This is a genomic window from Sodalis ligni (assembly GCF_016865525.2).
Classification (GTDB): Bacteria; Pseudomonadota; Gammaproteobacteria; order Enterobacterales; family Enterobacteriaceae; genus Acerihabitans; species Acerihabitans ligni.
Window position 1 is genome coordinate 1,200,786 of sequence record NZ_CP075169.1, and the last position, 25,137, is coordinate 1,225,922.

Consider the following 25,137-nt stretch of genomic DNA (forward strand, 5'->3'; position numbering starts at 1 on the left):
AAGAAGACCGGTGCCAATGCTACAACGCCGGGGATATCCGGGCAACCCAAACCGCCTGGGGCCGGCCGCCTTTCGGGCGTCCATTATTGACAACCTTTTTACCCATATGAATATTCTATGTTCAGATTTACATTTTATCGGTCGTCGCTGCAGGGTATTTAATATCTTTCATTTCAGGGCATTGAAACCGCACGGCGGTGAAAGGCCGGTTCTGGGGCGCGTTGAGGCGGCAGAGATACAAAAAAAAGCTTTCCCGCGGGAACGGTTTGCGTTTATAACGGTATTACCGTCATCTTCGGGCGGTACGCTGCCAATTCACCCGACCAACAGGCCTTGCTCTTCAGGCCAGGAGCATCGAGATGATTATTGAACATTTAAAGCGTCTGTTTCTTGTCTTACCTGAAGAACCCAGCGCCGACCGGGCTTCCTGTTCCGAAACCGATGCATTGTTCAGCGCCATGGGCTGCGATCATATGCCGGTTTACATGCCCGCCGAAGTCTGGCAGCGGGTCAGCGATATGGAATACGACCAGCACCGGGTATGAAGATGAACTGCCGGGCGCGGTTTCAAGCGATGCGCAGCCGCGCCCAGTCGATACATGATTAAACTTATTGAATATCCGTGCATTCGTGCTCGCGGTAACATCTTAACCCCTCAATTTGTAAGGTAATAGGCCGCGCTTTTCCTCCGGTTTCCGCCCCGATAATCCTATTTTCCCTCCTGGCGTTATCGCAATAATTATTAACCCTCTATAACCACCGCGAATTTATAAATTTCATTTATAGATGTTTTCGTTTTGTTATTGTTGTTTAATAATAGTATCTCACAACGTTACTATTTTGAACTCCATAAAGGCAGGCGGTGAGTCAAGCGTTCGGAAAGCGCCGCAACGGGCAATCCGGCCCTTACGATAAATCCGAATCTCTTCGCCCGGACGAGGCCGGATGCGCTTTTTAACGCTGGTCTCACCTGGACATATCCATCGGTCTGAAGGAACGGATTGACGGCGAACCGCCGGCGCCCATGAAACCGCCGAGGAGGCGTAACCAGAATATTTCGTCCGCTGGCGCGCTGCTACGCATTGTTTTTAAACATAAAAATATTATGCGGTGTCTTCTTTCCCTATGGCGGACGGCAGGGGTAATCGGCATGTCCATGGGACAGTTACCCTCACGCCGCGCCGCGTCCGATGGCGGCCATAGCCAGGCCAGGGCGCTTGCCCAGGTGAGCATAACCAATGCGGGCTTGTTGTGGATGTCCATAAATAGTCCATCAGTGGCTATAGTTATAAGTCTGCTACGAATTTCTCGGCTGCGGCCAGATTAGCCGGATGGCGTATAAAAAAGGAGAAAAACCTATGATTACACGCTCTTTCAGGTGGACCTGGAAAAGATTTCTGACATTGGGCATGGCGCTGGGAGCAGCTTCAGGCCTGGCCCTCTCTACGAGTACAACTAAAAATAAAACAAATATTCCTTCCTTGCTGGGGCCGGACATATTATTGGGCCAGCTCTATATCGACGTGCAAACGGCGAAATTATTCCCCGACCAGAAAACTTTTGCGGATGCAGTACCGCGCCGGACTCCGTCGGCGATTGTGGCCGATTATCAAGTAAAAAAACGGCGTAAAAAATTCAATCTGCGAACCTTTGTCGACAAGAATTTTATCTTTCCCCCGGATCGGGTGAAATATGTGCCGCCCACCGGCCAGACGTTACGTGAACATATCAATACGCTATGGCCGGTATTGACCCGGAATACCGCCACCGTACGGCCTTACGATTCGTTGCTGCCTCTGCCCAACGATTATGTGGTGCCGGGGGGCCGGTTCCGGGAAGTCTATTATTGGGATAGCTACTTCACCATGCTGGGCCTGGCGGAAAGCGACAAATGGGAACTGGTCAGGGATATGACCAATAACTTCGCCCATGAAATCGAAAAATACGGCCATATTCCCAACGGGAACCGCAGCTATTACCTGAGCCGTTCCCAGCCGCCCTTTTTCGCCTTGATGATCGATTTGCTGGCGACCCACGATGGCGAGGGGGTTTACCTCAAGTATCTGCCGCAGTTGAAAAAAGAGTACGAGTACTGGATGGCAGGCAGCGAGAACCTGGAAAATGGCGAAGCGAACAAACGGGTGGTGCGTTTGCCGGACGGTTCGTTACTGAACCGGTATTGGGATGATCTGGATACCCCGCGCACGGAATCCTATATGGAGGACGTGCTGACCGCCAGCGAGGCTAAAGACCGGCCGGCGGCGGAAGTTTATCGTGATTTGCGGGCCGGCGCCGCCTCTGGCTGGGATTATAGTTCGCGCTGGTTCTACAACCCGCTGGAACTCTCGTCCATCCGCACCACCTCATTCCTGCCGGTGGACCTGAACGCCTTGCTGTATCATCTTGAGCATACCCTGGCCAACGCCAGTTTGCTGGCCAAGGATCAGAAAGCGGCCAATGATTACAGCCAGCGGGCCGAACGCCGGAAGCAGGCTATCAACCAGCACCTGTGGAACGATCAGGAGGGCTATTACGCCGACTACAACTGGCAGCAGGGCAAGCTGAGCGAACAGCTTACCGCCGCCACCGTGTTTCCGCTCTACGCAAAAATCGCGCCGATGGATCGCGCCAATCGCACCGCGCAAACCATACGGTCGCAGCTGCTTAAGCAAGGCGGCTTGACCACCACTACCCATACCACCGGCCAGCAATGGGATGCCCCCAATGGCTGGGCGCCGCTGCAATGGGTTGCGGTTGAAGGGTTGCGTAATTACGGCAATGATGCCCTGGCGGAAGATATCGCCACCCGGTTTTTAGGCAACGTGCAGCGGCTTTATAATAATCAGCACAAGCTGGTGGAAAAATATGTTGTTGAAGGCAGCGGCCTCGGCGGCGGCGGCGGCGGTGAATATCCGCTGCAGGATGGCTTCGGCTGGACTAATGGCGTCACCCTGAAATTACTGGATATGTATTGCGATAAAACGCCGGGCTGCGAGGACAAACAAAGCTCGGACGAGAGTGCAAAAGAGGCCTCGGCGGCCCATTAGCATAGGATGGCGCCATGGCCGCCCTATGAGTCTATCGCCCCGTTGACCCGTCAGCGGCACATAAACGGGGCCCTGGGCATAGGGCCGGCACCGTCTTTTAGAATCTGATGAATTTTATCCGGCGCCGGTCATTATTCATTCTTATCGATCCCGCACATAAAACCAGCCCGTTGATTATCGCCGCTTCTTCGCGCCTGTGACTATACTTAATAGGCATAACCCTTCTAAAGCATTGTCAATTATTATGTTTATAATTATTTGAAGAGGCAAATATGACGTATCCGCCGTTGGGTCAGGATGAAGAAAAGCGTTTGGCAATTCTTGAGGAATTCGGAATTCATTCGCCAATAGCGGATATGGCTTTTAACCGTTTAATCCAATTAACGGCCAATATATTCAATGTTCCCATCGTATTGATTTCCCTTATTGAAGCGGAGCGGCAGCTGTTTGTCGCCAGCACCGGCATCGCTACCTGTGAAACGCCGCGGGACATTTCCTTTTGTACCCATACCATCCAAACTCGAAATATCCTGGTGATACCGGATACCCTGGCGGATCCTTTATTCCGGGATAATCCACTAGTGACCGGGGAGCCCTTTATCCGTTTTTACGCCGGAATACCACTGTTTACGCGAACGGGCTACGCCATCGGCTCATTGTGCATTATCGATCGGGTACCGCGACCGGATCTTAACGGCGGCGACAGGCAGAATATGCAGGATTTGGCGGCGCTGGTGATGGATAAGCTGGAAATGCGCCGGCTGGAACGGGCGCGCGGCGCCAGCCAGGGCCGTTTTGAAAATATCGCGCATACCTCGCCGGATGCGATTATCTGCGCCGACGAAATCGGTACCATTACATTTTGGAACGCCGCCGCCCGCAAATTATTGGGTTATGACAGCAAGGATATTATCGGACAAAATATTAATATATTGATACCGGGCGGTCCGGTGGCCCGATTGCGCCGTCTGGTGGCGGATAAAGAAGCCTTGCAGCATGGCGGCACGCTGGAACTGAAGGTTCGGGCCGCAGACGGCGCCTGGATTCCGGTAGAGCTGTCCGCCTCGATGTGGGTCGATGATCAGCATGTCAGCTTTGGCGCCATCCTGCGGGATATTACCGAACGCCGCCGCAATGAGGAGCGCCTATTCCAACTGGCGCATATGGATCATCTTACCGGACTGGCCAATCGGACCCTGCTGACGTCGAGTCTCGAACAGGTATTGAGGAATGAAGACGCCGCCATCATCATGCTGGTGGATCTGGACGGCTTCAAGGACGTTAACGATAATCTGGGACATGCCGGCGGCGATGCGGTTCTGGTGGAAGTGGGCTATAAACTGCAGCACTGCGTGCGATCCGGCGATGTGGTGGCCCGCATGGGTGGCGATGAGTTCGCCATGCTGATGCCGGGCCTGTCGGATCCGCAGCGGGCGGCGGAAATCGCCGACCAGATCATTGATGAAATATCAAAAATTTTGGCCGTCGACGGACAGCCGGTGAATATCGGCGCCAGCGTCGGTATCGTGATTTATCCCATCCACGGCCTGACTATCCAGGAACTGCTTACCAGCGCGGATCTGGCGCTCTATCAGGCGAAAGCCGAGGGACGCCACTGCCGCCGTTTCTTTACCCGCGAACTGCGTGAGCTATCGCAGGCGAAACGCTCCTACCAAACCGAACTCGGCCGCGCCTTCGAGCAGAATGAATTTGAATTGTTTTATCAGCCTCAGGTACGTTTGTCCGACGAGGCGATTGTCGGGGCGGAAGCCCTGCTGCGCTGGCAACATCCGGTAAAAGGATTGCTTGGTCCGGCCGCTTTTTTACCGGCGTTGGAATCCGGTCCGTGGGCGGAACGGGTCGGGGAGTGGGTGATAAAGACCGCTTGCCGCCAGACGGCGGCCTGGCGCAAGGCCGGCGTTGAAAATTTCCGTACCGGCGTCAATCTCTTTAGCGCTCAGTTCAGAACCGGAAACCTGGCGCGGCAGGTTCGCGCCATTCTGGCCGAAACCGGGTTACCGCCCCAGGCGCTGGAATTGGAAATCACCGAGAATATTATCCTGCGCCATGATGAAACGATGCTGCTTCCGCTGTGCGAATTATGCCAAGATGGCGTGGGGATCGCTTTTGATGACTATGGAACGGGATATGCTTCCCTCAGCATGCTCAAGCATTACCCGGTCACCCGGCTGAAGGTGGATCAAACCTTTGTCCGCGCCATGTGCGAATCCCCGCCGGATGCGGCGATCGTCAGGGCAATACTCTATTTGGGCAGCAGCTTCAAACTGGAGGTTATCGCCGAAGGCGTTGAAACCGTGGAACAGTGCGAACGCTTGCGTAAAAAAGGCTGTCTGGAAGCCCAGGGCTATCTGTTCGGCAAACCCATGCCGGCGGCGGAGTTTGCCCTGCGGTTGGGACTGGGACGCTGAAGACGATGGCGATGCCCATGAGTTCTTTTGACGCGGTCGGGACAATCGTCTTACCAAGGCCGCCAGAACCGCCCCATCTGGGCCATGTGTCCGTTTGCCGCCTGCTGTTGCAAAACCGGCAGGGGACGGGAACCCGCCCTTCCGTTGTTTGTGCCACTTTTGCCTTGAGCGCTACGGTGAGTTTCAGCCGCTTTCTCCGCCGGGCCATTATTGCCCTGCCGTGCGGCGAGTAGGGAAGAGTTGACTTCTAAAATCCTTTTATGGAGCAATTCTGCCGAAAGGCCGCCATCGTCAAGATTTCCTGTCCATGCCGGACATTCTTTCAACCATTTCATGAGTCTCGTACGGGGAACACCGTATTTCTTTACCACAGAATATATGCTCAGGTATTTATTCGTTACCTCATCCAGGCATGCTTTTTTGATGTTCTGATAATAGATCTCTTTTTCCCATTTTTTCCGCGCTGTAATAGCGGCGTAGCTGGACCGATACGGCATTTGTCTGTACTGATTGGAAGCCTTGGCGTTAAGCGAATCGCCAATTGTATGCACAGAGCAATGAGCATGGAGATTGCAGTTCTTCTGCCCGCCCATGATTGATTGAGGTAAACCGGCAGTAATTTCAGAGCCGCCGGTCCATGATCCGCCATGTATTGAAGGTGGGAGCTGAGCACTATCGCGTGACGCCGCAGGGATTTTTTTAAATTTCACACTGCTGTTGGAAACGCTTATTCTTGGCGGCATTCGTGATGTATTGGCAGAAAAGGGTTCATGCGTATTAGCTCCGGCTCCAAGTCCATCCATTGAGGCATATCCGCTAAAAGTCACCGTCCCGTTATTAGCCGACAGCGTATTATTCATGCAAAGCTCCAAAATGTTTCATCGTTTTTTTCAGTATCATAATGAAATTGTGCATCTGCTCAACAAATATTTTGGCTATTTTGAATAGCAGATAAAACAATTTTTTTTTCATTAAACCAAACTTGGCCGAAACAGTGGATGTTCCGCCGAACCCTCCTTAAAGCCGCGATTTTCAACCTATCGTCATTTAAATATCTCTGCCCATCTACCCTCTGTCAAACCGGCGTTACGCCTACCCTCGGGGAGTTCCACAGCCAGTATGCCTACGGTTTACTCCTGAAAGTCAATGTTTCGATATCTTTCGTTTAAGTTCAAACGAAGGTTTATTATGATCAGGATCACAAACGTAAATAGAAGATAAATACAATAAATAAAAATAAATAGATACTAAAAGCAATCAATGAAGCTGCTCAGAAGAGATATCAATGAAAGCTATTATCGAAGCGCACAAAAAGACGGTAAAACAGGCATTTGTTCCGTTTGTTCGGCCCATCCATTAGTAATCGAAGCCGCGTTAAGATTGGATTTGACAACAAATCGAAAGGTATTGATAGAAGCGACATCTAACCAGGTGAATCAATACGGTGGTTATACCGGGATGAAACCCGCGGATTTCCGTGATTTTGTTTATGCCATCGCGCAGTCCATCGACTTCCCGCAGGAAAGATTGATTTTAGGCGGCGATCATTTGGGGCCGAACTGCTGGCAGGACGAACGGGCCGAGGAAGCCTTGGTCAAAGCGGAGGTGTTGATAGCCGAGTATGTTAAAGCCGGTTTTAGCAAAATCCATATCGATACCTCCATGTCATGCGCCGGCGATCCGGTTCCTTTGGCACCGGTAACGGTAGCCCGGCGCGCCGCGCGTTTATGCCGGGTGGCGGAAGAGAGCGCCACCGAATCGCAAAAAAACCGGCTGACTTACGTAGTGGGCACCGAGGTGCCGGTACCGGGAGGGGAAAAGCAGGCTAATTACCTGATGCATATTACGACATCTTCCGCCGCCGCCGAAACCATTCGTAGCCATTACGAAGAATTTGGCGCGCTGGGTTTAAAGGATGCCATCGGGCGTATTATCGCCATTGTCGTGCAGCCGGGGGTCGAATTCGATCATTCGTCGGTTATCCATTACGATCCTGCCCTGTCAATGGATTTATCAAGATTTATTACCCAAACCAGGCTGGTGTACGAAGCGCACTCCACGGACTATCAAACCGCCAAAGCCTACCGGCAGCTGGTGCGGGACCATTTTGCCATTCTTAAGGTGGGGCCGGCATTGACTTTTGCCCTGCGTGAAGCCTTGTTTGCCCTGGCCATGATGGAAAAAGCATTGGTGAGTCCCGAAGCCCAAAGCCATCTGATATCGGTCATTGATCAGGTTATGCAGGACGAACCGGAATATTGGAAAAAATATTACAGTCCCATTCATTCCAAGGCGGTCATTGATATTCATTTCAGTTTGTCCGATCGCCTGCGTTACTACTGGCCGCACGATCGTATTGCGCTGGCGGTAAATAAACTTTTTGACAATTTGAACAATGTTGCCTTGCCATTAGGAGTGTTAAGTCAATATTTTCCCGATCAATTTCAACGCATCCTGAATAAAGAATTGACCGGTACACCGAAAGAGCTCGTCCTCAGCAAAATTCAGGATGTGTTGCGCGCTTATGCCTACGGATGCGATCAGGATGACACCCGACTTGAAATATGAAGGGTGCAGATGACACGGGAATTGTGCAAATTATTCAAGGCAGCAAAAATGAATAAAACCATGAAGCAAGTCATAGTGAAAGAAAATAATCTATTGGAAATAATCGAAACATCGATTCCGGCCTGTGGGCCGGGGGATGTATTGGTGAAAGTTCATTATTCCGGACTTTGCGGCTCAGATATTCCCCGTATTTTTCATGATGGCGCGCATTATTATCCGGTAACATTAGGCCATGAATTCGCGGGAGAAATCATGGCCGTCGGGTTTTTAGTGACGAAAGTCCGGCCAGGACAAATGATCTGCTGTATTCCACTGGTGCCTGATTTTTCCATGCCGGAATGCGAACGGGGCTTTTATTCTCTCGGCAAGGGCTACACTTTTGTCGGTTCCCGACTTCCGGGCGGAAATGCGGAATATGTCGTGATGCCGGAAAGCAGCTGTTATCTCCTTCCGGCAGGAGTCAACGCTAAGCAGGGCGCATTTTTCGAGCCGGTCACCGTCGGTATACATCCCATATTATTGGCCGGCGGCTGCGAAAATAAAAATGTCGTTATTATCGGCGCCGGCACCATTGGCCTGCTGGCATTGCAAAGCGCCAAGGCGATGGGGGCGAAAACCGTCACCGCCATTGATATCAATGAAGAAAAATTGGCCTTGGCGATGACGCTGGGCGCGGATTATGTTGCCAATGCATCTGATGAAGACTTTATTTCACGTTTTCCCCATCACCAAGAAATTCGTTTTGATCAATTAATCCTGGAGACGGCCGGCGCGCCGCAGACGGTAAAGATAGCCTTGGCGTTCGCCGGCCCACGGGCCCAGCTGGCGCTGGTGGGGACATTGCATCGCGATCTGCTGCTCGGTTTTCAGGAATATGAGCAAATACTGCGTAAAGAATTGGTGCTTTACGGCAGCTGGATGAACTATTCCGCGCCGTTCCCCGGCAAAGAGTGGTCGATTACCGCCGATCTGTTTATCAACAACCAAATGAATATCGAGGCCATTATCAGCAGTGATACCGGGGTGGAGGAATATGTCCGACAGGTAATGGCGCTGGCGGGAGGGCCGGCAAACGGAAAAATTTTGCTGCATTGGGGAGAGGGGAAATGAACCATATTATCAACAGCATCTATTTGCTTCGTCAGGCGCAAAAATCCGGTTATGCCATACCTGCGTTTAATGTGCACAATCTCGAGACCGTTCAGGTGGTGCTCGATATCGCCAAGGAAATGGCTTCGCCGGTTATTCTCGCCGGCACACCCGGCACATTCAGCTATGCCGGTATCAAAGAAATGATCTTTTTGGTAGAGGCCGCCGCCGCCAAACGTGAACAGCAGGTGGTTCTGCATTTGGATCATCATCACGATTTGGAAGATATTAAATATAAAGTCTTTGCAGGAATACGATCGGCAATGATAGATGGTAGTGCATTACCCTTGGAACAGAATATTGCGCTTACTCATGCCGCCGTAACAATATGCCACTATTACGGATGCAGCGTCGAAGCCGAGATTGGACAATTAGTCGGCAAGGAGGATGATTTGGTGGTTGAGGATACGGTCGACCCTTATACCATACCCGAAGATGCCGCTCGTCTGGTCAGTGTCACTCAAATTGATTCCCTGGCCGTGGCTATAGGTTCCGCCCATGGCTTATACAAATCCGCTCCAAAACTGGATTTTTCCCGCCTGCAAAAAATTGCGCGGTTAGTGGATATTCCCTTGGTTTTGCATGGCGCCTCGGGGATTCCGGGTAAAGACGTCAAAGCCTGTATTGAATTGGGTATATGTAAAGTCAATGTTGCCACCGAGCTGAAAATAGCCTATTCGGATGCACTGAAACGCTATTTTGAAGCCTGCCCGCAGGCTAACGATCCCCGTGAATATAATGAATCCGCCAAAAAAGCCATGGCTGACGTGGTGCGGGATAAAATCATAATTTGCGGCAGCGGCGGACGGCTTTAATCCGATAATTAAACGCGGAACTTACCACCCCTGTACCGGGAGTTTTTTATGTTAAAGAATATCAATGCTTGTATTTCACCGGAATTATTGCATCAGCTCTATTGCATGGGGCACGGTGATGAAATTGTCATCAGTGATGCCCATTTTCCGGCCTATTCGGTCAATAAGCGGGTTATCAGGGCTGACGGAAATGAAGTCTCCGGCCTGCTGCGGGCGATAATGCCGCTATTCGCGCTGGATGGCTATGTTGATGATCCGGTGGTGATGATGGCCGCCGGCTCGGGCGACACGTTGCCGGACGGTTTGGTCTCGTTATATCAGCAGCACCTGCCGCGAGGGCAGAATATCACTTTTATAGATCGTTTTGCATTTTACGACCGGGCCAAAAATGCCAGCTGCATTGTGGTGACATCCACTACGAAGAAATATGGCAATATTCTGTTAAAAAAAGGCGTTACACCGGTTGAAATAGATTAGAAATTCAATGTATTGAAGCATTGGAGCATAAAATGACTCAACCTTTATTACAGATGACTGATATTTCCAAATCCTTTTCCGGTGTGCCAGCCTTGAAAAAGGTGAATTTTAAATTACGAAAAGGAGAAGTCCATGCGCTGATGGGCGAAAACGGCGCCGGAAAATCCACCTTGATGAAAGTCCTGATCGGTGTATATGAAGCGGATGAAGGGACCCTCTTTTACAAAGGACGCGAAGTTCATTACGATTCGGTACTGGAGGCGCAGCAAGACGGTATTAGCATGATTTTCCAGGAGCTGAACCTGGTGCCGCATCTTACCGTTGCCGAGAATATATTTCTTGCCCGTGAGCCGTTGAAAAATGGGTTAATCAATTATAAAAAAATGGAGAGCGACGCTCAGGATTTGCTGAATATCTTCGACATAGATGTTTCGCCAAGAGAGACCGTGCTGAACCTGTCTGTCGCCCGCCAGCAGATGGTGGAAATCGCCAAGGCGCTCTCATTTGACGTTGAAGTCCTGATTATGGATGAACCGACTTCGGCACTGACCAAGCGAGAAATAGATAAGCTTTTCCAGCTGATTGATAAATTAAAGAAAAAAGATGTCTGTATTGTCTATATTTCACATCGTATGGACGAATTGAAGAAAATTTGCGATCACATTACTATTTTCCGCGATGGAGAGTACGTATCCGATCATCCTTTCTCATCGATTACAATGAATGACATTATTGCAAAGATGGTCGGAAGACCCTTGGATAACCATTTCCCGGTAAAAAGCGAAAATAACCGATGCGTTGATTTTGTCCATTCAGGACGCGTCGCGATATGGCGTATTTGAGCATATCAATTTTGACCTGCGACAGGGAGAGATTCTGGGCATTACCGGATTAGTGGGAGCAAAAAGAACCGAATTGGCCAGGGCAATATTCGGTGCGGAAACGCTGGATGAAGGACAAATCGTTACCCTTGATAAAGCCATCAAAATCACCTGTCCGAACGATGCCATCAAGTCAGGTATCGCCTATTTATCGGAAGACAGGAAACTTAATGGATTGGCGGTAAGCATGTCCATCAAGAATAATGTCATTATGGCGGCGATGGAAAAAGTGTGTAACCGATATGGGATTATTTCCCGCGTGAAAGAGAAACTGGCCAGTGACAAATATATCAAAAAGATGCAAATTAAAACGCCGCATATTGATCAGATTGTCAGCAACCTGAGCGGCGGTAATCAGCAAAAGTGGTTATCGCAAAATGGCTTTTCCGCGATGCCAGAATCATGATCTTTGATGAGCCGACCCGCGGGATTGACGTTGGGGCGAAATATGCCATTTATGAACTATTGGACGAACTGGCGGGGCAGGGTATCGGCATTATCATGATCTCCTCGGAGTTGCCGGAAATATTAGGGATGTCCGGTCGGGGGGTTATTTTGTAAGAAGGAGTGATGTGCGCGGGGCTTGGGAAGGCTAAAACCAGCCAGGAAGAAATAATGCAATATGCTACCGGCATCAAAGATATGTACACCGCAGAAAGAGAGGTTGCGTAAATGAGCGATAACCAAAAGCAATTGCTGTTGAAATTAACGGCATTGGGCGGATTGTTGTTACTGATTATTATTTTTTCGGTGACCAGCGGCAGTTTCCTGACCATGAATAATATCATGACGGTGGGATTGCAAACCTCCACTATTGCCTTTATAGGCATGGGCGCCACCTGCGTTATCCTCACCGGCGGCATTGATTTAAGCATCGGATCCGTTGTCGCCCTGTCGGGCGTGGCGGCGGGGCTATCGATCAAGGCCGGTTTGCCGGTGGAGCTCGGCATGCTGGTGGGTATCGCCGCCGGTGCGCTGAGCGGCGCCGTTAACGGCCTGCTGGTCACTAATTTCCGGCTGCCGCCGTTTATCGCCACCCTGGGTACCATGATGATCGCTCGCGGGCTGGCGCTTTATGTCACCAATGCCGCTCCGGTATCCGGGTTGCCGGATTCGTTCGGCGCGTTGGGTAACGGTTCCCTGTGGCGTATGACCTCTATCGGCGAAAACGGGCTGCCGTCGGTTATCTTCCCCGGCATTCCCTATCCGGTGGTCATCATGGTGGCGTTGGCGCTGGTATTTACCTTCGTCTTGGTGAAGATGCGCTTTGGCCGCTATCTCTACGCCATCGGATCCAATGAGGAGGCCGCGCGCCTGTCAGGCATAAAGACCGATCGCGTTAAGCTGTACGCCTACACCCTCTGCGGCGCGATGTCCGGACTGTGCGGCATCATTATCGCTTCCCGGCTGGTGACGGCGCAGCCCAACGGCGGCGTGATGTACGAGCTTGATGCCATCGCCAGCGCGGTGGTGGGGGGGACATCCCTAATGGGCGGCGTGGGGTCTATTCCCGGCACGCTTATCGGCGCCTTTATTATCGGCGTGCTGCGCAACGGACTCAATATGAACGGTATCTCCTTCTTCGTGCAGCAAATCATCATTGGCGGCGTTATTTTACTCGCCGTCGCTTATGACCAGGTTCGTCAACATAAAAAAACCAAGAAACCTCTGAAAAAAACCAAACCCTCACTTAAGGAAAATAATGTGATGAATAAAATCGCCATGGTTGCCATGATTGGCTTAACCACCGTATTTGCGGTTCCCCATGCGTTTGCGAAACAGTCTGAAATTGCAGTTATTGTAAAAACAGCGAATTCTAATTATTGGCAAAATGTTAGTAAAGGCGCCAGCGATGCCGAAAAGTCCCTAAAGGGTAAATATAAAATCACTTTCCAGGGACCTGATTCGGAAACCGCCGTAGCGGACCAGGTTAATATGGTTGATAACGCCATCAATCGGGGCGTTGCGGGAATCGTCCTCGCGCCGTCGGATCCGGATGCGTTAATCCCGGAAATCAAAAAAGCGTGGGAGAACGGTATCCCGGTGGTCTTGATTGATTCCGCGCTCAATAAAAAAGGCGAACAGTATTACCAGTCTTTCCTTTCCACGGACAACCGCAAAGCCGGCGCCATTGCCGCTGATAAATTAATCGCGAAAAACGGTAAAGAAGGCAAGGTCAGCGTAATGTCATTCACCCCCGGCGCCGGCAGCGCCATCGAACGGGTCGGCGGATTTACCGATGAAATAGCCAAAAACTCCCATGTGAAAATTGTCGGACCCTATTATTCACAATCCGATATGGCCACTGCCCTAAACCAGACCATTGATGCCATGGCCTCCAATAAGGATATTACCGCCCTGTTCGGCGCCAATGAACCCACCGCCACCGGTATGGCCCGCGCCATCAAGCAGCTGGGTTATGCCGGTAAAGTCGTGGCCATCGGTTTTGACGGCAATACCTTATTACAAGACTTTGTCCGCGACGGTACGCTGGACGGCATTCTGGTGCAGTCGTCCTATCAGATGGGCTTTAAAGGCGTCACTACCGTGGACGCCATAATCAATAAACAAAAGGTTGAAAAATTCATCGATACCGGGGTGATTTATGTCACCAAAGCCAATATTGACTCCCCGGAAGCCAAGGCCGTTTTGTATTAAGGCATCCTGTCGCGGCTGGGTACGTATAAGTAATTTAACGTCTCCCCCGTTTCCCGGAGGGACTGAATGTCATAAGGATGGAATATATGAGCACGATTAACGCTGAACAACCCGGTATTGACCCTCCGCAATACCCTGCAAGGTGCTGTCCAACGGACAGAAAATACCGGCCATTGGCATGGGCACTTTCGGTTCCGATCGGTTTTCGGCGGAACAGGTCTCCAACGCGGTGCTGGAAGCCGCCGCCGCGGGTTTTCGTTTTTTTGACTGTGCATCGGTTTATGGCAATGAAAAACTCATCGGGGAGGTTTTCAAAAAAATTATCGGCGGCGGCATTCCACGGCAAGCGCTTTATATCGATTCCAAGGTCTGGAACGATCGCCACCAGGATGTGCTGGGTTCATGCCGGCAGACGCTGGAAGATTTACAGCTGGATTATCTGGATCTCTATCTGGTCCATTGGCCTTTCTCCAATTATCACCCGCCGGGATGCAGCGTCGATTCACGAAGCCCCGATGCCAGACCCTATTCCCATGAACGCTTTATGTCTACCTGGCGCCAAATGGAACAATTGGTCAAATCGGGTCTGGTCAAAAGTATCGGCACTTCCAATATGACCATACCCAAGATGGAACTGCTGCTGGCGGATGCGGAAATTGCGCCGGTGGTAAACGAAATGGAATGTCATCCCCATTTCCAGCAGCCGGAACTGTATCGGTATCTGGTTGAAAACGGCATTCAACCCATTGGATTTTGCCCCATCGGTTCGCCGACCCGTCCCGATCGTGATAAGACCGCCGATGATACCTGCGATATTGAGGATCCGGTTATTGTCGATATCGCCAGGCGACTGGGGGTCCATCCGGCGGTGGTCTGTATTAAATGGGCGGTGCAGCGCGGACAGATTCCCATTCCTTTCTCGGTAAAAAGCGCCGAGATCCGCAGCAATCTGCTGGCCGTTACCCGCGATCCCCTTACCGACGACGAGATGCGCGCAATCGCCGCTATCGATCGTCATTGCCGATTGATCAAAGGGCAGGTCTTTTTGTGGGAGCACGCCGCCGGCTGGGAAGATTTGTGGGATCTGGACGGAAGCATCGCCGGTTGAACCGCGCTTTTGCGTTTGATGTTCCCTACCGGCGCCCCGCTGGCCGCGCGGTGCGCCGGGTTGGCTGATGGCGGCCGGAAAAGCCGTCCCCGTCGCGGGTCGGCTTTTATTCGGCATTTTTTTCGGAAAACACATTATGTATCTCGGTATCGATTGCGGTACGCAGGGCACCAAGGTGCTGGTATGGGACGCCGAACGCCGTAGCGTGGCGGGCGCCGGTTATGCCGGCTATCCCCTGTACAGCGATGAACATGGCAAAAAGGAACAGCACCCCGCCGATTGGATTGACGCCATGATCAATGCGACCCGTCAGGCGTTGGCACAGGCGGCTATCTCACCGTCGCTGATTCGGGGTATCGGCGTTTCGGGCCAACAGCATGGATTGGTGCTGCTGGATGAATGCGACCGGGTTATCCGCCCGGCCAAGCTTTGGTGCGATACCGGCCCGGCGGAGCTGCTGGCGGAATTTGAACGGAGCCGGTTCACCGCGCCCTCGGCGCCGCTGTCGGACATCATCGGCATTCACGTCCCGGTAGCCTTTACCCTGGCCAAGCTTCTGTGGGTAAAAGCGCTGGAGCCGGAGAATTATCGGAAGATCCGCAAAATCATGCTGCCCCATGAATATCTGAATTTCTACTTAACCGGCGAATACCGCGCGGAATGCAGCGACGCCTCCGGCACCGGCTATTTCGATACCCGCCGGCGCTGCTGGAGTGAAGAGGTGCTGGACCGGGTGGATCCCCTGCGGCCATTCAGCCTGCCTAAGCTTATTCGCTCCGCTGAACCGCATGGCGAGCTGCGCCCCGCGGCCGCGGCCGAAATGGGACTTGACGCCGGTATCGTGGTGGCCAGCGGCGGCGGCGATAATATGATGTCCGCCATCGGCACCGGCAATATCAGCGAGGGACTGCTGACCATGAGCCTGGGCACCTCGGGAACTCTTTTCACCTTTACCGAGCGGCAAATCGACAGCCGCCTCCAGCCGGACATCAACGCTTTTTGCTCGGCCAACGACGGTTGGCTGCCCCTGGTCAGCACCATGAATATGACCAACGCCACCACGGCGTTCAGGCAACTGTTGAATAAATCGCTGGCGGAGTTTGAAACGGCCCTATCCGCCAGTTCTCCCGGCGCCGGCGGGATATCCTGCCTGCCTTATCTCAACGGCGCCCGATTGCCGAACCTGCCGGCGGCCAGCGCCAGCCTGACGGGCATTACCGGCCATAATCTTAATGCGGATAACCTGTTGCGTGCGGTGGTGGAAGGCGTCAGCTTCAATTTATGCAGGGGCATAGACATTTTATCCCGTTGCGACTTGCGCTTTACCCGTTTGGTGGTCATTGGCGGCGGTTCCAACAGCGAGGGGTGGCGGCAGATTATCGCCAATGTCAGCGGCCTGAGCGTGGTCAAGAGCCTGGTAACCGACGCCGGCGCCTTGGGAGGGGCATTGCAGGCGCACTGGTGCCATCTGAACCAGACGGTTTCCGGCGCCCGCCTTGGGGATATCTGTTCTTTGTCGATGCTGGTGGATGACTCAAGCATCGTTGAACCCCGGCCGGAAATGTATTCCCGCTATCGGGAACTGTACTTGGCTTATCATCAGCAAGTGGATAACTATAAAAGCCAATGGTCGTAAGTAAGATAATTTATTTTGAATGTAATACTCCGTAATAAAACGAAGGTAAAAAATTTTCTTTTCACCAGGGCTCGGGTAACATAGTTAAAATTATTGTTAAGGAATCATGCAAAATGCACCTGGTTGAAAGACGGAATGAAATTCTGCACTGCCTTAATAGCGCCGGAAGCGTGCAGGTGGCCGAACTTGCGCAAACCCTGGCAACGTCGGAAGTGACCATCCGCAATGATCTGAAGTATCTGGAACAGAAAGGGGCGCTGATCAGATTCCACGGCGGCGCCACGCTGCCGGAAAACGCCTTATCCTCGCGTTTGCCTCCTGCCCAGGCCGCGCCGACGACGGCCCAAACGGAACTGGTATTGGAAGACCGGGTGTCCATCGCCCGAGACCCGAAACGACGAATTGCCGTTCGCGCCGCCGGTCTGGTGAAACCGGGGGATTCCATTATTCTGGACAGCGGCAGCACCACGTTAAACGTGGCGGAAGAGCTGGCCAAGCGGGGCAGCATGACCGTACTGACCAACAATCTGCCCGCTGCGCTGGCATTGTCAGGCAATCAGGAGATCACGCTGGTGCTCTGCGGGGGCACCTTCCGCCATAAAACCCGTTCATTTCACGGTGCCCATACCGAAGCGGTGCTGCAAGGCGTCACCGCCAATATCTTGTTTATCGGCGCGGACGGTATTGATGCCCGTATCGGTATTTCAACTTTTAACGAGGGTTTCGCCATCAGCGGCGTGATGGCGAACGCGGCTAAAAAAGTGGTTGCGGTGCTGGATTCCAGCAAGTTCGGCCGTAACGGATTCAATCTGGTGCTGCCTATCGATAAAATTCACACCTTGATCACTGATGACGGAATCAATGACAAGGATCGAACCGACCTGGAACAGCAGGGCATTGAGGTCATCATCGTCTGATGATTTGCCCGGCCGGCCGCATCGGTCAGCTATTGCGTCATCCAGGACAGCATATTGATCAATAACTGCTTGTAGCCGGGCCAGTCCATAAAGCTTTGCGGCAGCCAGTGCGGGCTGATATCCGATGTCCACACCAGCGTACGCCCTTGCTGATAGCGGCCGGTCACCAGCAGCGGATGGCCGCCGGCGGCTTTTGGCAAGCGCGCCAGCACTTCGCTGCCGGGTTTGACGATCACTTCGTTTATCCCCAGCAATACCGGCCATTCGCCGGTAATATCACTGAACATGGCATGGCCTTGATACGCCGGCTCTATTTCCGGGCGGAATCCTTCGGGTATTTCGATCCGATCGTCATAGGGCAGACATTCCACCGGCAAGGCCTGTTCCACCGGGGTCCGATGCCAGCGCGCCTTGCCGTCGATGCCCTGGAAACTCAGATAGCCGCCGAACATGGCCAGGGCGCCTCCTTGGGCGGTCCAATCCCTTAACAGCGCCAGGCGATTGGCCACGGTTTTGCCGTTCAGCCAGACATCGGGGTGCAACAGCAGCGAATTGGCGCCGATATCCGACAGCAGGACGGCATCGTAAGCGCTGAGCCCCTCTGCGGTAAAAGGGAAATCTTCCACCGCCTGATGCGCAGGCAGATGGGTGATCTCAAACTCCGTGTCGGCCAGTGCGGCCATCAGACCTTTGGCCCCCGAGTGGAAGGTCACGCTGCCGAACTGATCGAAACCCTTGAAATGCGTTGCAGAGGTAACCCATGTTTCACCTACCAGCAGTACTTTTTTTCGACTCATTGTGAGGCCCTCCCCGAGCCGTAATAAAAAATTGGGTGTTATAGTGCTGTATTGATATGTCAGTCATCACTGTTATTGAACCGGTTCAATAAACAAAATTGTCATCTTAATGCTTTTTAATCAAGCAAAAAAAAAGATATTATCGAGATACAATGGTAAATTATTGAACCGTTTCAATTTCCATTTTATCCGCCAGGTTGCGGTGGTTCGGCGGCGGCGGTTGTGGAATACTGATAACCGAAGGGAAGCCATTGATTGTAGCGTACCGGGATATCCGGATTGAAAAGAGGCCACCGCATGACATCTGCCAAGTTATCGATCCGACAGGTCAGCCGGCGCTTTGGGGCGATGACGGCGCTGGCGCCCACCAGTCTTGACATCGCGCCGGGGGAGTTCGTCTGCGTGGTGGGGCCGTCCGGCTGCGGCAAAAGCACCTTGTTCAATCTTATTTCCGGGATTTTGCCCCCGGACAGCGGCGCGATTGTTCTTGACGGCAGGGATGTTACCGGCCGCACCGGCCATGTGGGATATATGCTGCAAAAGGATCTGCTGCTGCCCTGGATGACGGTTATCGACAATATCGTGCTCGGCGCCATCCTTAACGGCGGCGCCGGCCGGGCGCAGCGGGCGGCCGGGGTAGCGCTGGCGGAACGCTACGGCCTCGGGGAGTTTATCAATCACTATCCGGCGGCACTGTCCGGCGGAATGCGGCAGCGGGTGGCGCTGATGCGCACCCTGGCCATGGAGCATGACGTCATGCTGCTGGACGAACCCTTCGGCGCGCTGGATTCGCAAACCCGTTTGTCCATGCAGCAGTGGCTGTTGACCGTCTGGACCGAGCAGCACCGGACGGTGATTTTCGTCACCCATGATATCGACGAAGCGGTTTACCTGGCGGACCGGGTGGTGGTAATGACGCCCCGTCCCGGCCGTATCCAGGAAATCTTTACCGTGAATATTCCCCGGCCGCGGCCTTTGTCCTGTCTGACCGGGGAGGAATTCATCCGGTTGAAGCGCCGGATATTGAGCCTGATTTACAGCGAGACTCCCCAACAGGACGTTCATGCCGATGAAACACCTTCGTAAATTGTTGTTACCCCTGCTGGGGCCCCTGGCGGCGTTACTGCTGGTGCTGCTGGCATGGGACCTGGCGGTGCGTTATTACCATATTCCCCCCTATGTCCTGCCTTCGCCGGAAATGACCTGGCGCCATGTGCTGTCGGACTGGGCGGTATTATGGATTGGTTTTCAAAGTACGTTTACCACCTTCTTGCTGGGTTTTGTTCTCGGCGCCGGCGCCGGGTTCCTGTTTGCGGTGGCCATGGATTCCACCCGCTGGATTCGCAGCGTGCTCTATCCGATTCTCATTGCCAGCCAGGCGGTGCCGGTGATCGCCATCTCCGCCGCGCTGACCATCTGGCTGGGGTTCGGCCTGGCGCCCAAGCTGGTTATCGTGGCGCTGGTGGTGTTTTTCCCGGTGGTGGTGAACGTGCTGGACGGCCTGAACTCCGTTGATGGCGATATGCTGAACCTGGTGAGGTCCATGGGCGGCTCCCGCTGGAGCATCTTCCGCTATGTCAAACTGCCGGCCACCTATACGCCGCTGTTTTCCGCCCTGAAACTGTCCGCCACGTTCAGCGTGACCGGCGCGGTGATCGGCGAATGGACCGCCTCCACCAGCGGCGGCCTTGGCGCTTATCTGCTGCAGGCCAACTCGCGGTTGAACACCGCCGGGACCTTTTCCGCCATCGGTTTCCTGGCCTTATTGGGCGTGCTCAGTTTCCTGCTGGTGATTGTGCTGGAGTATCTGGTCACTCCATGGCGCACTTCGTCCAAGGCCCGCCGCTGGTCGCGGCGCTACTGGCGCCGTTCCCCCTAACCCGCACAGGCTTGATCAAGCATGGAAAACAGCATCAAATCCGCCCGGCCGGTTCGGCCCACCATTCGTGATGTGGCGCGGCTGGCCGGGGTTTCAATCGGCACCGTCAGCGCCGTGATCAACAATAGCGCCCGGCCGGTGGCGGAGGATACCCGCCGCCACGTCCTGCGCTGCATCGCCGAACTGAACTTCGAACCGAACAGCGCCGCCAGGAGCCTTAAGCATCAACGCATCTCATCCATCGGTTTTGTCGTGCCGGATTTGGGCAATGCGTTTTTCGTCGATGTCGCCCAGGGCATCCAGAGCGTGCTGGATACCGTCGATTGCCTGCTGGTGTTGTGTCTGACCTGGTCGGATACCCGGCGGGAGGAGTATTACGCCCAGGTGTTGCGCACCCAGCGGCTGAACGGAGTGATTTATCTCTCCGGCACCGGCTTGCCCAGTCCGTCGCTTACCGCCTTGGCGACAAAGGGGTCGGTGGTGTTTGTGGATGAATATCTGCCCGGCATGGTGTCCGGCATAGCCCCCGGGATAGAAGTGCCGTTTATCAGTTCGCAAAATCTTATCGGCGCCCGTACCCTGGGACAATATGTCCTGGCCAGGCACCACCGTCGCCTGGCGCTGGTAAGCGGTCCGCGAGGGTTATGGACCAGTGAGCAGCGCCAGGCGGGATTTCGCGAGGCCCTTGCCGGTGCCGGCATCCCGCCGGACAGCGTGCCGGTGATACGCGGCGATTACACCGAGCAGGCAGGCCGCCGGGCGGCGGACGAGATCCTGGCCCTGTCGGCGCGCCCCACGGCGGTGCTGTGCGCCAACGATCTGATGGCCATTGGTTTTATTCGCCGCTGCCTGGAGCTGCACGTACGGGTGCCGGAGGATATCAGCGTTACCGGTTTCGACGATATTCCCGAAGCGCGGCTGCTTCACCCCGAACTGACCACCGTGCGCCAGCCGGGGCGGGACATGGGCCGCGCCGCGGCGACCCTGCTGCTGCAGCGCATGGGCGCCGTCACCGACGGTCCGGCGCAAAAAGATTTTCCCACCGAGCTTTGTATCCGCCGTTCGGTGGGTTTATCGCCACCTGACGATGTTGTGCCGGGGTAAATCCCCTAGGCACTGTGGGTTCACACCGGCCGGTGGATTTCTTGCCACTGCCAATCCCGCACTTCCGGCAGGTCGTCGCCGTGTTCCCGCACATAATGATAATGCTCATCCAGCTTGGCACGGAACAGGGCCAGGGCGGCGGCGGCCGGTTGTTGCGCTTTCAGCCCCGGCACCCGCTCAATGGCGGAGATGGCCAGGTGAAATCTGTCCAGCTGATTAAGCACTGCCATATCAAACGGCGTAGTGGTGGTGCCTTCTTCCATGAAACCATGTACGTGGATATTGTCATGGTTTTTGCGTTGATAGGTCAGGCGATGGATCAGGACCGGATAACCGTGAAAAGCGAATATCACCGGCCGGTCGGGGGTAAACAGCGCATCGAAGACGTTATCGGGGCGGCCGTGGGGATGGCTTTCCGGTGATTGCAGCGCCAGCAGGTCCACCACGTTGACCACCCGGATGCGCAGGGCCGGCACATGGCGGCGCAGCAGTTCCACCGCCGCCAGCGTTTCCATGGTGGGGACATCCCCGGCGCAGGCCATCACCACATCCGGCGGCGTGCGGCCGCCTTCGTTGCCCGCCCAGCGCCAGATGCCCATGCCCGACTCGCAGTGCTTGACCGCTTCATCCAGAGGCAGCCACTGCGGTTCCGGCTGTTTGCCCGCCACAATGACATTGATGCGATCGTAGGTGTTCAGACAGTGATCGCCCACCCACAGCAGGGTATTGGCGTCCGGCGGAAGATAAATGCGCACGATATCGGCTTTCTTGTTGGCCACCAGATCCATAAATCCCGGATCCTGGTGGCTGTACCCGTTGTGATCCTGCCGCCAGACATGGGACGACAAGAGATAATTCAGGGACGATATGGGCCGGCGCCATGGCAAAGCACGGGATACCTTCAGCCACTTGGCATGCTGGTTGAACATGGAGTCGACGATATGGATAAAGGCTTCATAACAGGTAAACACGCCGTGGCGACCGGTAAGCAGATAGCCCTCCAGCCAGCCCTGGCAAAGATGCTCGCTCAGGACTTCCATCACGCGGCCGTCCGTTGCCAACTGCTCGTCGTAAGGTTTTACCTCCTCCATCCAAACCCGATCGGTGGCTTCAAAAACCGCGCTCAGCCGGTTTGACGCCGTCTCGTCCGGGCCGAACAGGCGAAAATTGGCGTTATCCGCATTCAGCCTGAAAATATCCCGCAAATATTCACTGAAAATTTTGGTGGATTCCGCCTGGCTTCCACCCCGCCGGCTTACCGCCACCTGATAGTCGCCGATGGCCGGCGTGCGCAGGGCCTTGCGCAGCAGTCCCCCGTTGGCATGAGGATTAGCCCCCATGCGCCGGACGCCGGCGGGGGCCAACTGACGCAGGTCGTCCTTCAGCCTGCCCTCGGCGTCGAACAGTTCTTCAGGGTGATAACTGCGCAGCCAGCCCTCCAGTATTTTCCGGTGGGCGTCGTTCTCGCGGCAGCCCGCCACCGGAACCTGGTGGGCGCGCCAGAAGCCTTCTACTTTTTTGCCGTCCACTTCTTTCGGGCCGGTCCAGCCTTTCGGGCTGCGAAATACGATCAGCGGCCAATGGGGCACCTCATGCTTCGGCGCACCGCCGGCGGCGGCATCCCGTTGTATTTCGTGGATAGCGTCGAAGGCCAGATCAAAAGCGGCAATCATTTTACGGTGCATATCCAGGGGTTCATCCCCTTCGACAAAAATCGTCTGATAGCCATAACCCCCGAACAGTTGTCGCAGGTCGCCATCGCTGCAACGCGCCAGCAGGGTGGGGTTGGCTATTTTGTAGCCGTTGAGGTGCAGAATGGGCAGCACGGCGCCGTCGCGGGCCGGATTAATGAATTTGTTGGCGTGCCAGCTGGCGGCCAACGGGCCGGTTTCCGCTTCACCGTCGCCGATAACACAGGCGGCGATTAGGCTTGGGTTATCGAACACCGCGCCGTAGGCGTGCACCAGAGAGTAGCCCAGTTCTCCGCCTTCATTGATGGAACCGGGCGTTTCCGCCGCCGCGTGGCTCGGGATGCCGCCCGGGAACGAAAATTGCCGGAACAGTTTGCGCATCCCCTCGGCGTCTGCACCGACGGCCGGATAAATTTCGCTATAGGTGCCCTCAAGCCAGGTATTGGCTACCATCCCGGGCCCGCCGTGCCCCGGACCACAAATAAAGATAATTTCCGCATCGCGATTGCGGATAATGCGATTGAGATGGGTATAGATAAAATTGAGTCCGGGCGTAGTACCCCAGTGGCCGAGCAGGCGAGGCTTGATATGTTCGCGCAGCAGCGGCCGGCGGAGCAGGGGATTGTCCATCAGATAGATTTCTCCCCCAAACAGATAATGGGCCGACCGCCAATAGCGATCCATAAGCGCCAGTTCTCGGGCATCGGGGTGGAGGAACGGTTTCTGCGGCGGTGGTATGCATCGGAGCCTCCTCGGCAGACTTGATAAGACATAGCTCAAGTCTAGACCGGTATCTTCCGCTATGCCTGGGGGAGGGCGCGCGGGCGGGCAGTCAGTGATGAATCAGGGAAGCGTTCCGCAGGAAGAACGGATAATCAGTTCGCCGCGGAGCTGCAAATGGCGGGGGGCCGTCTGAGGAAACTGTAGACGGTTAAGCATCAGGAAAATGGCGTTTTCCGCGATATCGCCGAAGGGTTGTTTATAGGTGGTCAGGGGGATGCCGAGCAAAGCCGAATATTCATTATCATCAAAGCCGACAACGTTCACTTTGCGGTTGATTTGAGTGCAGACTGATAACAGCTTCATGGCGGTGAAATCGTTGGCGCAAACAATATCGGTGGCGCCGGAATCGAGTATACGGTTAATAAACTTTTTATCCCCCACGGCGCCCTCATGCACCCACTCCGCTACGGCGGGCAGTGAGGCTTCCAGCAATGCCAGCCTATATCCCATAATGCGCATGGAAACCGTATGAGCCGAGTAGTTTTCACAAAGAAAATCAACGCGCCGCGTTTTATTTTGCAGCAAATGGCGCGTCACTTCATAACCGGCGGCAATATTGTCGATACCCACCAGGTCGTAGGCGCTTTTATCCGGATAAGCGGCAAAATCGCTGTCCACCAGGACCACCTTGATATTGTATTGCGATAATTTATGCAGAATCAGGTTGTTGATCTCATCCGCAAAGGGGTGAAATTCTATGGGAATAAAAAATATTCCGTGCACGTTATTTTTGATATAGCGATCGATGATTTTTTCAATGATCTCGATGATTTTTTGTTTACTGGCCTCCGATCCCATGGTGACCACACCGTTCCAGACCAGGGAAAAATTGAATTGCTGCGATAATGACGCCATGGACTTGAAAATTTGCTCGAAGAGAAAGCCGCTTTCATTGGCCTCAAGGCGAGGAGATAATATACCAAGGATCAGTTCTTGCGGCGCAAGGGGAGATTCCTTACGCTGAACACAGACATAATGGCCTGAGCCTTGAGTACTGCTGATCAATCCCAGTTCTCTTAATTTAGCCAAGGCTTTGGATATTGTGGGCCGGGAGACGGAAAACTCATCACATAAAATTTTTCCGATGGTAAACGTTGATCTTCTTCGTAGATCCCATCAAGGATACGCTGTTTTATCGTCAAGAATACCGCGTCAAGTTTACCTCTTTTGCCATGATGATTTTTTCGCCCATTCTAAA

Annotated in this window: 20 protein-coding genes and 2 pseudogenes; 18 read left to right on the forward strand and 4 right to left on the reverse strand. The window is 53.8% G+C overall.

The annotated features are described in order from the left end of the window. Positions 1-359: 359 nt before the first annotated feature. The 3 genes from GTU79_RS05600 (at position 360) to GTU79_RS05610 (ending at position 5,476) form a co-directional block, all read left to right on the forward strand. The gene (locus GTU79_RS05600) at positions 360-545 is read left to right on the forward strand and encodes a hypothetical protein (RefSeq protein WP_203522616.1); all 186 of its coding nucleotides are present in this window, start codon (positions 360-362) and stop codon (positions 543-545) included. An 813-nt stretch (positions 546-1,358) separates the two neighbouring features. Then, the gene (gene treA / locus GTU79_RS05605) at positions 1,359-3,047 is read left to right on the forward strand and encodes an alpha,alpha-trehalase TreA (RefSeq protein WP_132923144.1); all 1,689 of its coding nucleotides are present in this window, start codon (positions 1,359-1,361) and stop codon (positions 3,045-3,047) included. A gap of 272 nt (positions 3,048-3,319) precedes the next feature. Then, complete coding sequence (locus tag GTU79_RS05610) at positions 3,320-5,476, forward strand: putative bifunctional diguanylate cyclase/phosphodiesterase (protein ID WP_203522615.1); 2,157 nt, start codon at positions 3,320-3,322, stop codon at positions 5,474-5,476. 50 nt (positions 5,477-5,526) lie between these two features. On the opposite strand, the gene GTU79_RS05615 is transcribed toward GTU79_RS05610, so the two are convergent. Beyond that, on the reverse strand, positions 5,527-6,336 hold the full coding sequence (locus tag GTU79_RS05615; protein WP_203522614.1) for a hypothetical protein: 810 nt from the start codon (positions 6,334-6,336) through the stop codon (positions 5,527-5,529). A 425-nt stretch (positions 6,337-6,761) separates the two neighbouring features. On the opposite strand from GTU79_RS05615, the pseudogene gatZ reads away from it, so the two are divergent. The 12 genes and pseudogenes from gatZ (at position 6,762) to GTU79_RS05675 (ending at position 17,685) form a co-directional block, all read left to right on the forward strand. After that, positions 6,762-8,044: pseudogene (gatZ, locus tag GTU79_RS05620) on the forward strand (tagatose-bisphosphate aldolase subunit GatZ). 60 nt (positions 8,045-8,104) lie between these two features. Further along, positions 8,105-9,154, forward strand: coding sequence for a zinc-binding dehydrogenase (locus GTU79_RS05625; protein ID WP_253073494.1), 1,050 nt, complete (start codon positions 8,105-8,107; stop codon positions 9,152-9,154). Next, positions 9,151-10,008: a tagatose-bisphosphate aldolase subunit GatY gene (gatY, locus tag GTU79_RS05630; RefSeq protein ID WP_203522611.1), complete on the forward strand. Its 858-nt coding sequence runs from the start codon at positions 9,151-9,153 to the stop codon at positions 10,006-10,008. The genes GTU79_RS05625 and gatY overlap by 4 nt, the downstream gene beginning before the upstream one ends. A 48-nt stretch (positions 10,009-10,056) precedes the next feature. Continuing rightward, positions 10,057-10,485, forward strand: a complete 429-nt coding sequence (gene fucU, locus GTU79_RS05635; protein WP_203522610.1) for an L-fucose mutarotase — start codon at positions 10,057-10,059, stop codon at positions 10,483-10,485. A 32-nt stretch (positions 10,486-10,517) separates the two neighbouring features. After that, positions 10,518-11,327, forward strand: coding sequence for an ATP-binding cassette domain-containing protein (locus GTU79_RS05640; protein WP_214513748.1), 810 nt, complete (start codon positions 10,518-10,520; stop codon positions 11,325-11,327). Continuing rightward, the gene (locus GTU79_RS05645; RefSeq protein WP_214513749.1) at positions 11,290-11,772 is read left to right on the forward strand and encodes an ATP-binding cassette domain-containing protein; all 483 of its coding nucleotides are present in this window, start codon (positions 11,290-11,292) and stop codon (positions 11,770-11,772) included. The genes GTU79_RS05640 and GTU79_RS05645 overlap by 38 nt, the downstream gene beginning before the upstream one ends. Then, positions 11,769-11,927 carry a hypothetical protein gene (locus GTU79_RS05650; RefSeq protein WP_214513750.1) on the forward strand — a complete coding sequence of 53 codons (159 nt, stop codon included), beginning with the start codon at positions 11,769-11,771 and terminating at the stop codon, positions 11,925-11,927. The genes GTU79_RS05645 and GTU79_RS05650 overlap by 4 nt, the downstream gene beginning before the upstream one ends. Before the next feature lie 111 nt (positions 11,928-12,038). Further along, positions 12,039-13,013 (forward strand): annotated as a pseudogene (locus GTU79_RS31295) (ABC transporter permease); the annotation flags it as partial. A gap of 84 nt (positions 13,014-13,097) precedes the next feature. Next, a complete protein-coding gene (locus tag GTU79_RS31300) occupies positions 13,098-14,024 on the forward strand; it encodes an ABC transporter substrate-binding protein (RefSeq protein ID WP_420854169.1) in 927 nt (308 codons plus the stop codon). Between the two features lie 178 nt (positions 14,025-14,202). Beyond that, on the forward strand, positions 14,203-15,132 hold the full coding sequence (locus GTU79_RS05665) for an aldo/keto reductase family protein (protein ID WP_214513751.1): 930 nt from the start codon (positions 14,203-14,205) through the stop codon (positions 15,130-15,132). Between the two features lie 136 nt (positions 15,133-15,268). Beyond that, positions 15,269-16,768 carry a xylulokinase gene (xylB, locus tag GTU79_RS05670; RefSeq protein WP_203522607.1) on the forward strand — a complete coding sequence of 500 codons (1,500 nt, stop codon included), beginning with the start codon at positions 15,269-15,271 and terminating at the stop codon, positions 16,766-16,768. 113 nt (positions 16,769-16,881) lie between these two features. Beyond that, entirely contained in the window at positions 16,882-17,685 is an 804-nt protein-coding gene (locus GTU79_RS05675) for a DeoR/GlpR family DNA-binding transcription regulator (protein WP_203522606.1), read from the forward strand. A 29-nt stretch (positions 17,686-17,714) separates the two neighbouring features. Here GTU79_RS05675 and GTU79_RS05680 read toward each other — a convergent pair whose 3' ends face one another. Then, positions 17,715-18,482, reverse strand: coding sequence for a glutamine amidotransferase (locus tag GTU79_RS05680; RefSeq protein ID WP_203522605.1), 768 nt, complete (start codon positions 18,480-18,482; stop codon positions 17,715-17,717). Positions 18,483-18,779: 297 nt separating this feature from the next. Between GTU79_RS05680 and GTU79_RS05685 the strand changes: the two genes are divergently transcribed. The 3 genes from GTU79_RS05685 to GTU79_RS05695 are packed head-to-tail and all read left to right on the forward strand — an operon-like array spanning position 18,780 to position 21,465. Next, the gene (locus GTU79_RS05685; protein ID WP_203522604.1) at positions 18,780-19,568 is read left to right on the forward strand and encodes an ABC transporter ATP-binding protein; all 789 of its coding nucleotides are present in this window, start codon (positions 18,780-18,782) and stop codon (positions 19,566-19,568) included. Further along, positions 19,552-20,361, forward strand: coding sequence for an ABC transporter permease (locus GTU79_RS05690; RefSeq protein WP_243701459.1), 810 nt, complete (start codon positions 19,552-19,554; stop codon positions 20,359-20,361). The genes GTU79_RS05685 and GTU79_RS05690 overlap by 17 nt, the downstream gene beginning before the upstream one ends. Positions 20,362-20,382: 21 nt before the next feature. Then, positions 20,383-21,465 (forward strand): LacI family DNA-binding transcriptional regulator, encoded by a 1,083-nt coding sequence (locus GTU79_RS05695; protein WP_203522603.1) that lies wholly within the window; start codon positions 20,383-20,385, stop codon positions 21,463-21,465. Between the two features lie 20 nt (positions 21,466-21,485). On the opposite strand, the gene GTU79_RS05700 is transcribed toward GTU79_RS05695, so the two are convergent. Together GTU79_RS05700 and GTU79_RS05705 are read right to left on the reverse strand one after the other, a co-directional pair. After that, positions 21,486-23,840, reverse strand: coding sequence for a phosphoketolase family protein (locus tag GTU79_RS05700; RefSeq protein WP_214513752.1), 2,355 nt, complete (start codon positions 23,838-23,840; stop codon positions 21,486-21,488). Positions 23,841-23,999: 159 nt separating this feature from the next. Beyond that, complete coding sequence (locus GTU79_RS05705; protein ID WP_214513753.1) at positions 24,000-24,944, reverse strand: LacI family DNA-binding transcriptional regulator; 945 nt, start codon at positions 24,942-24,944, stop codon at positions 24,000-24,002. Positions 24,945-25,137 lie beyond the last annotated feature (193 nt).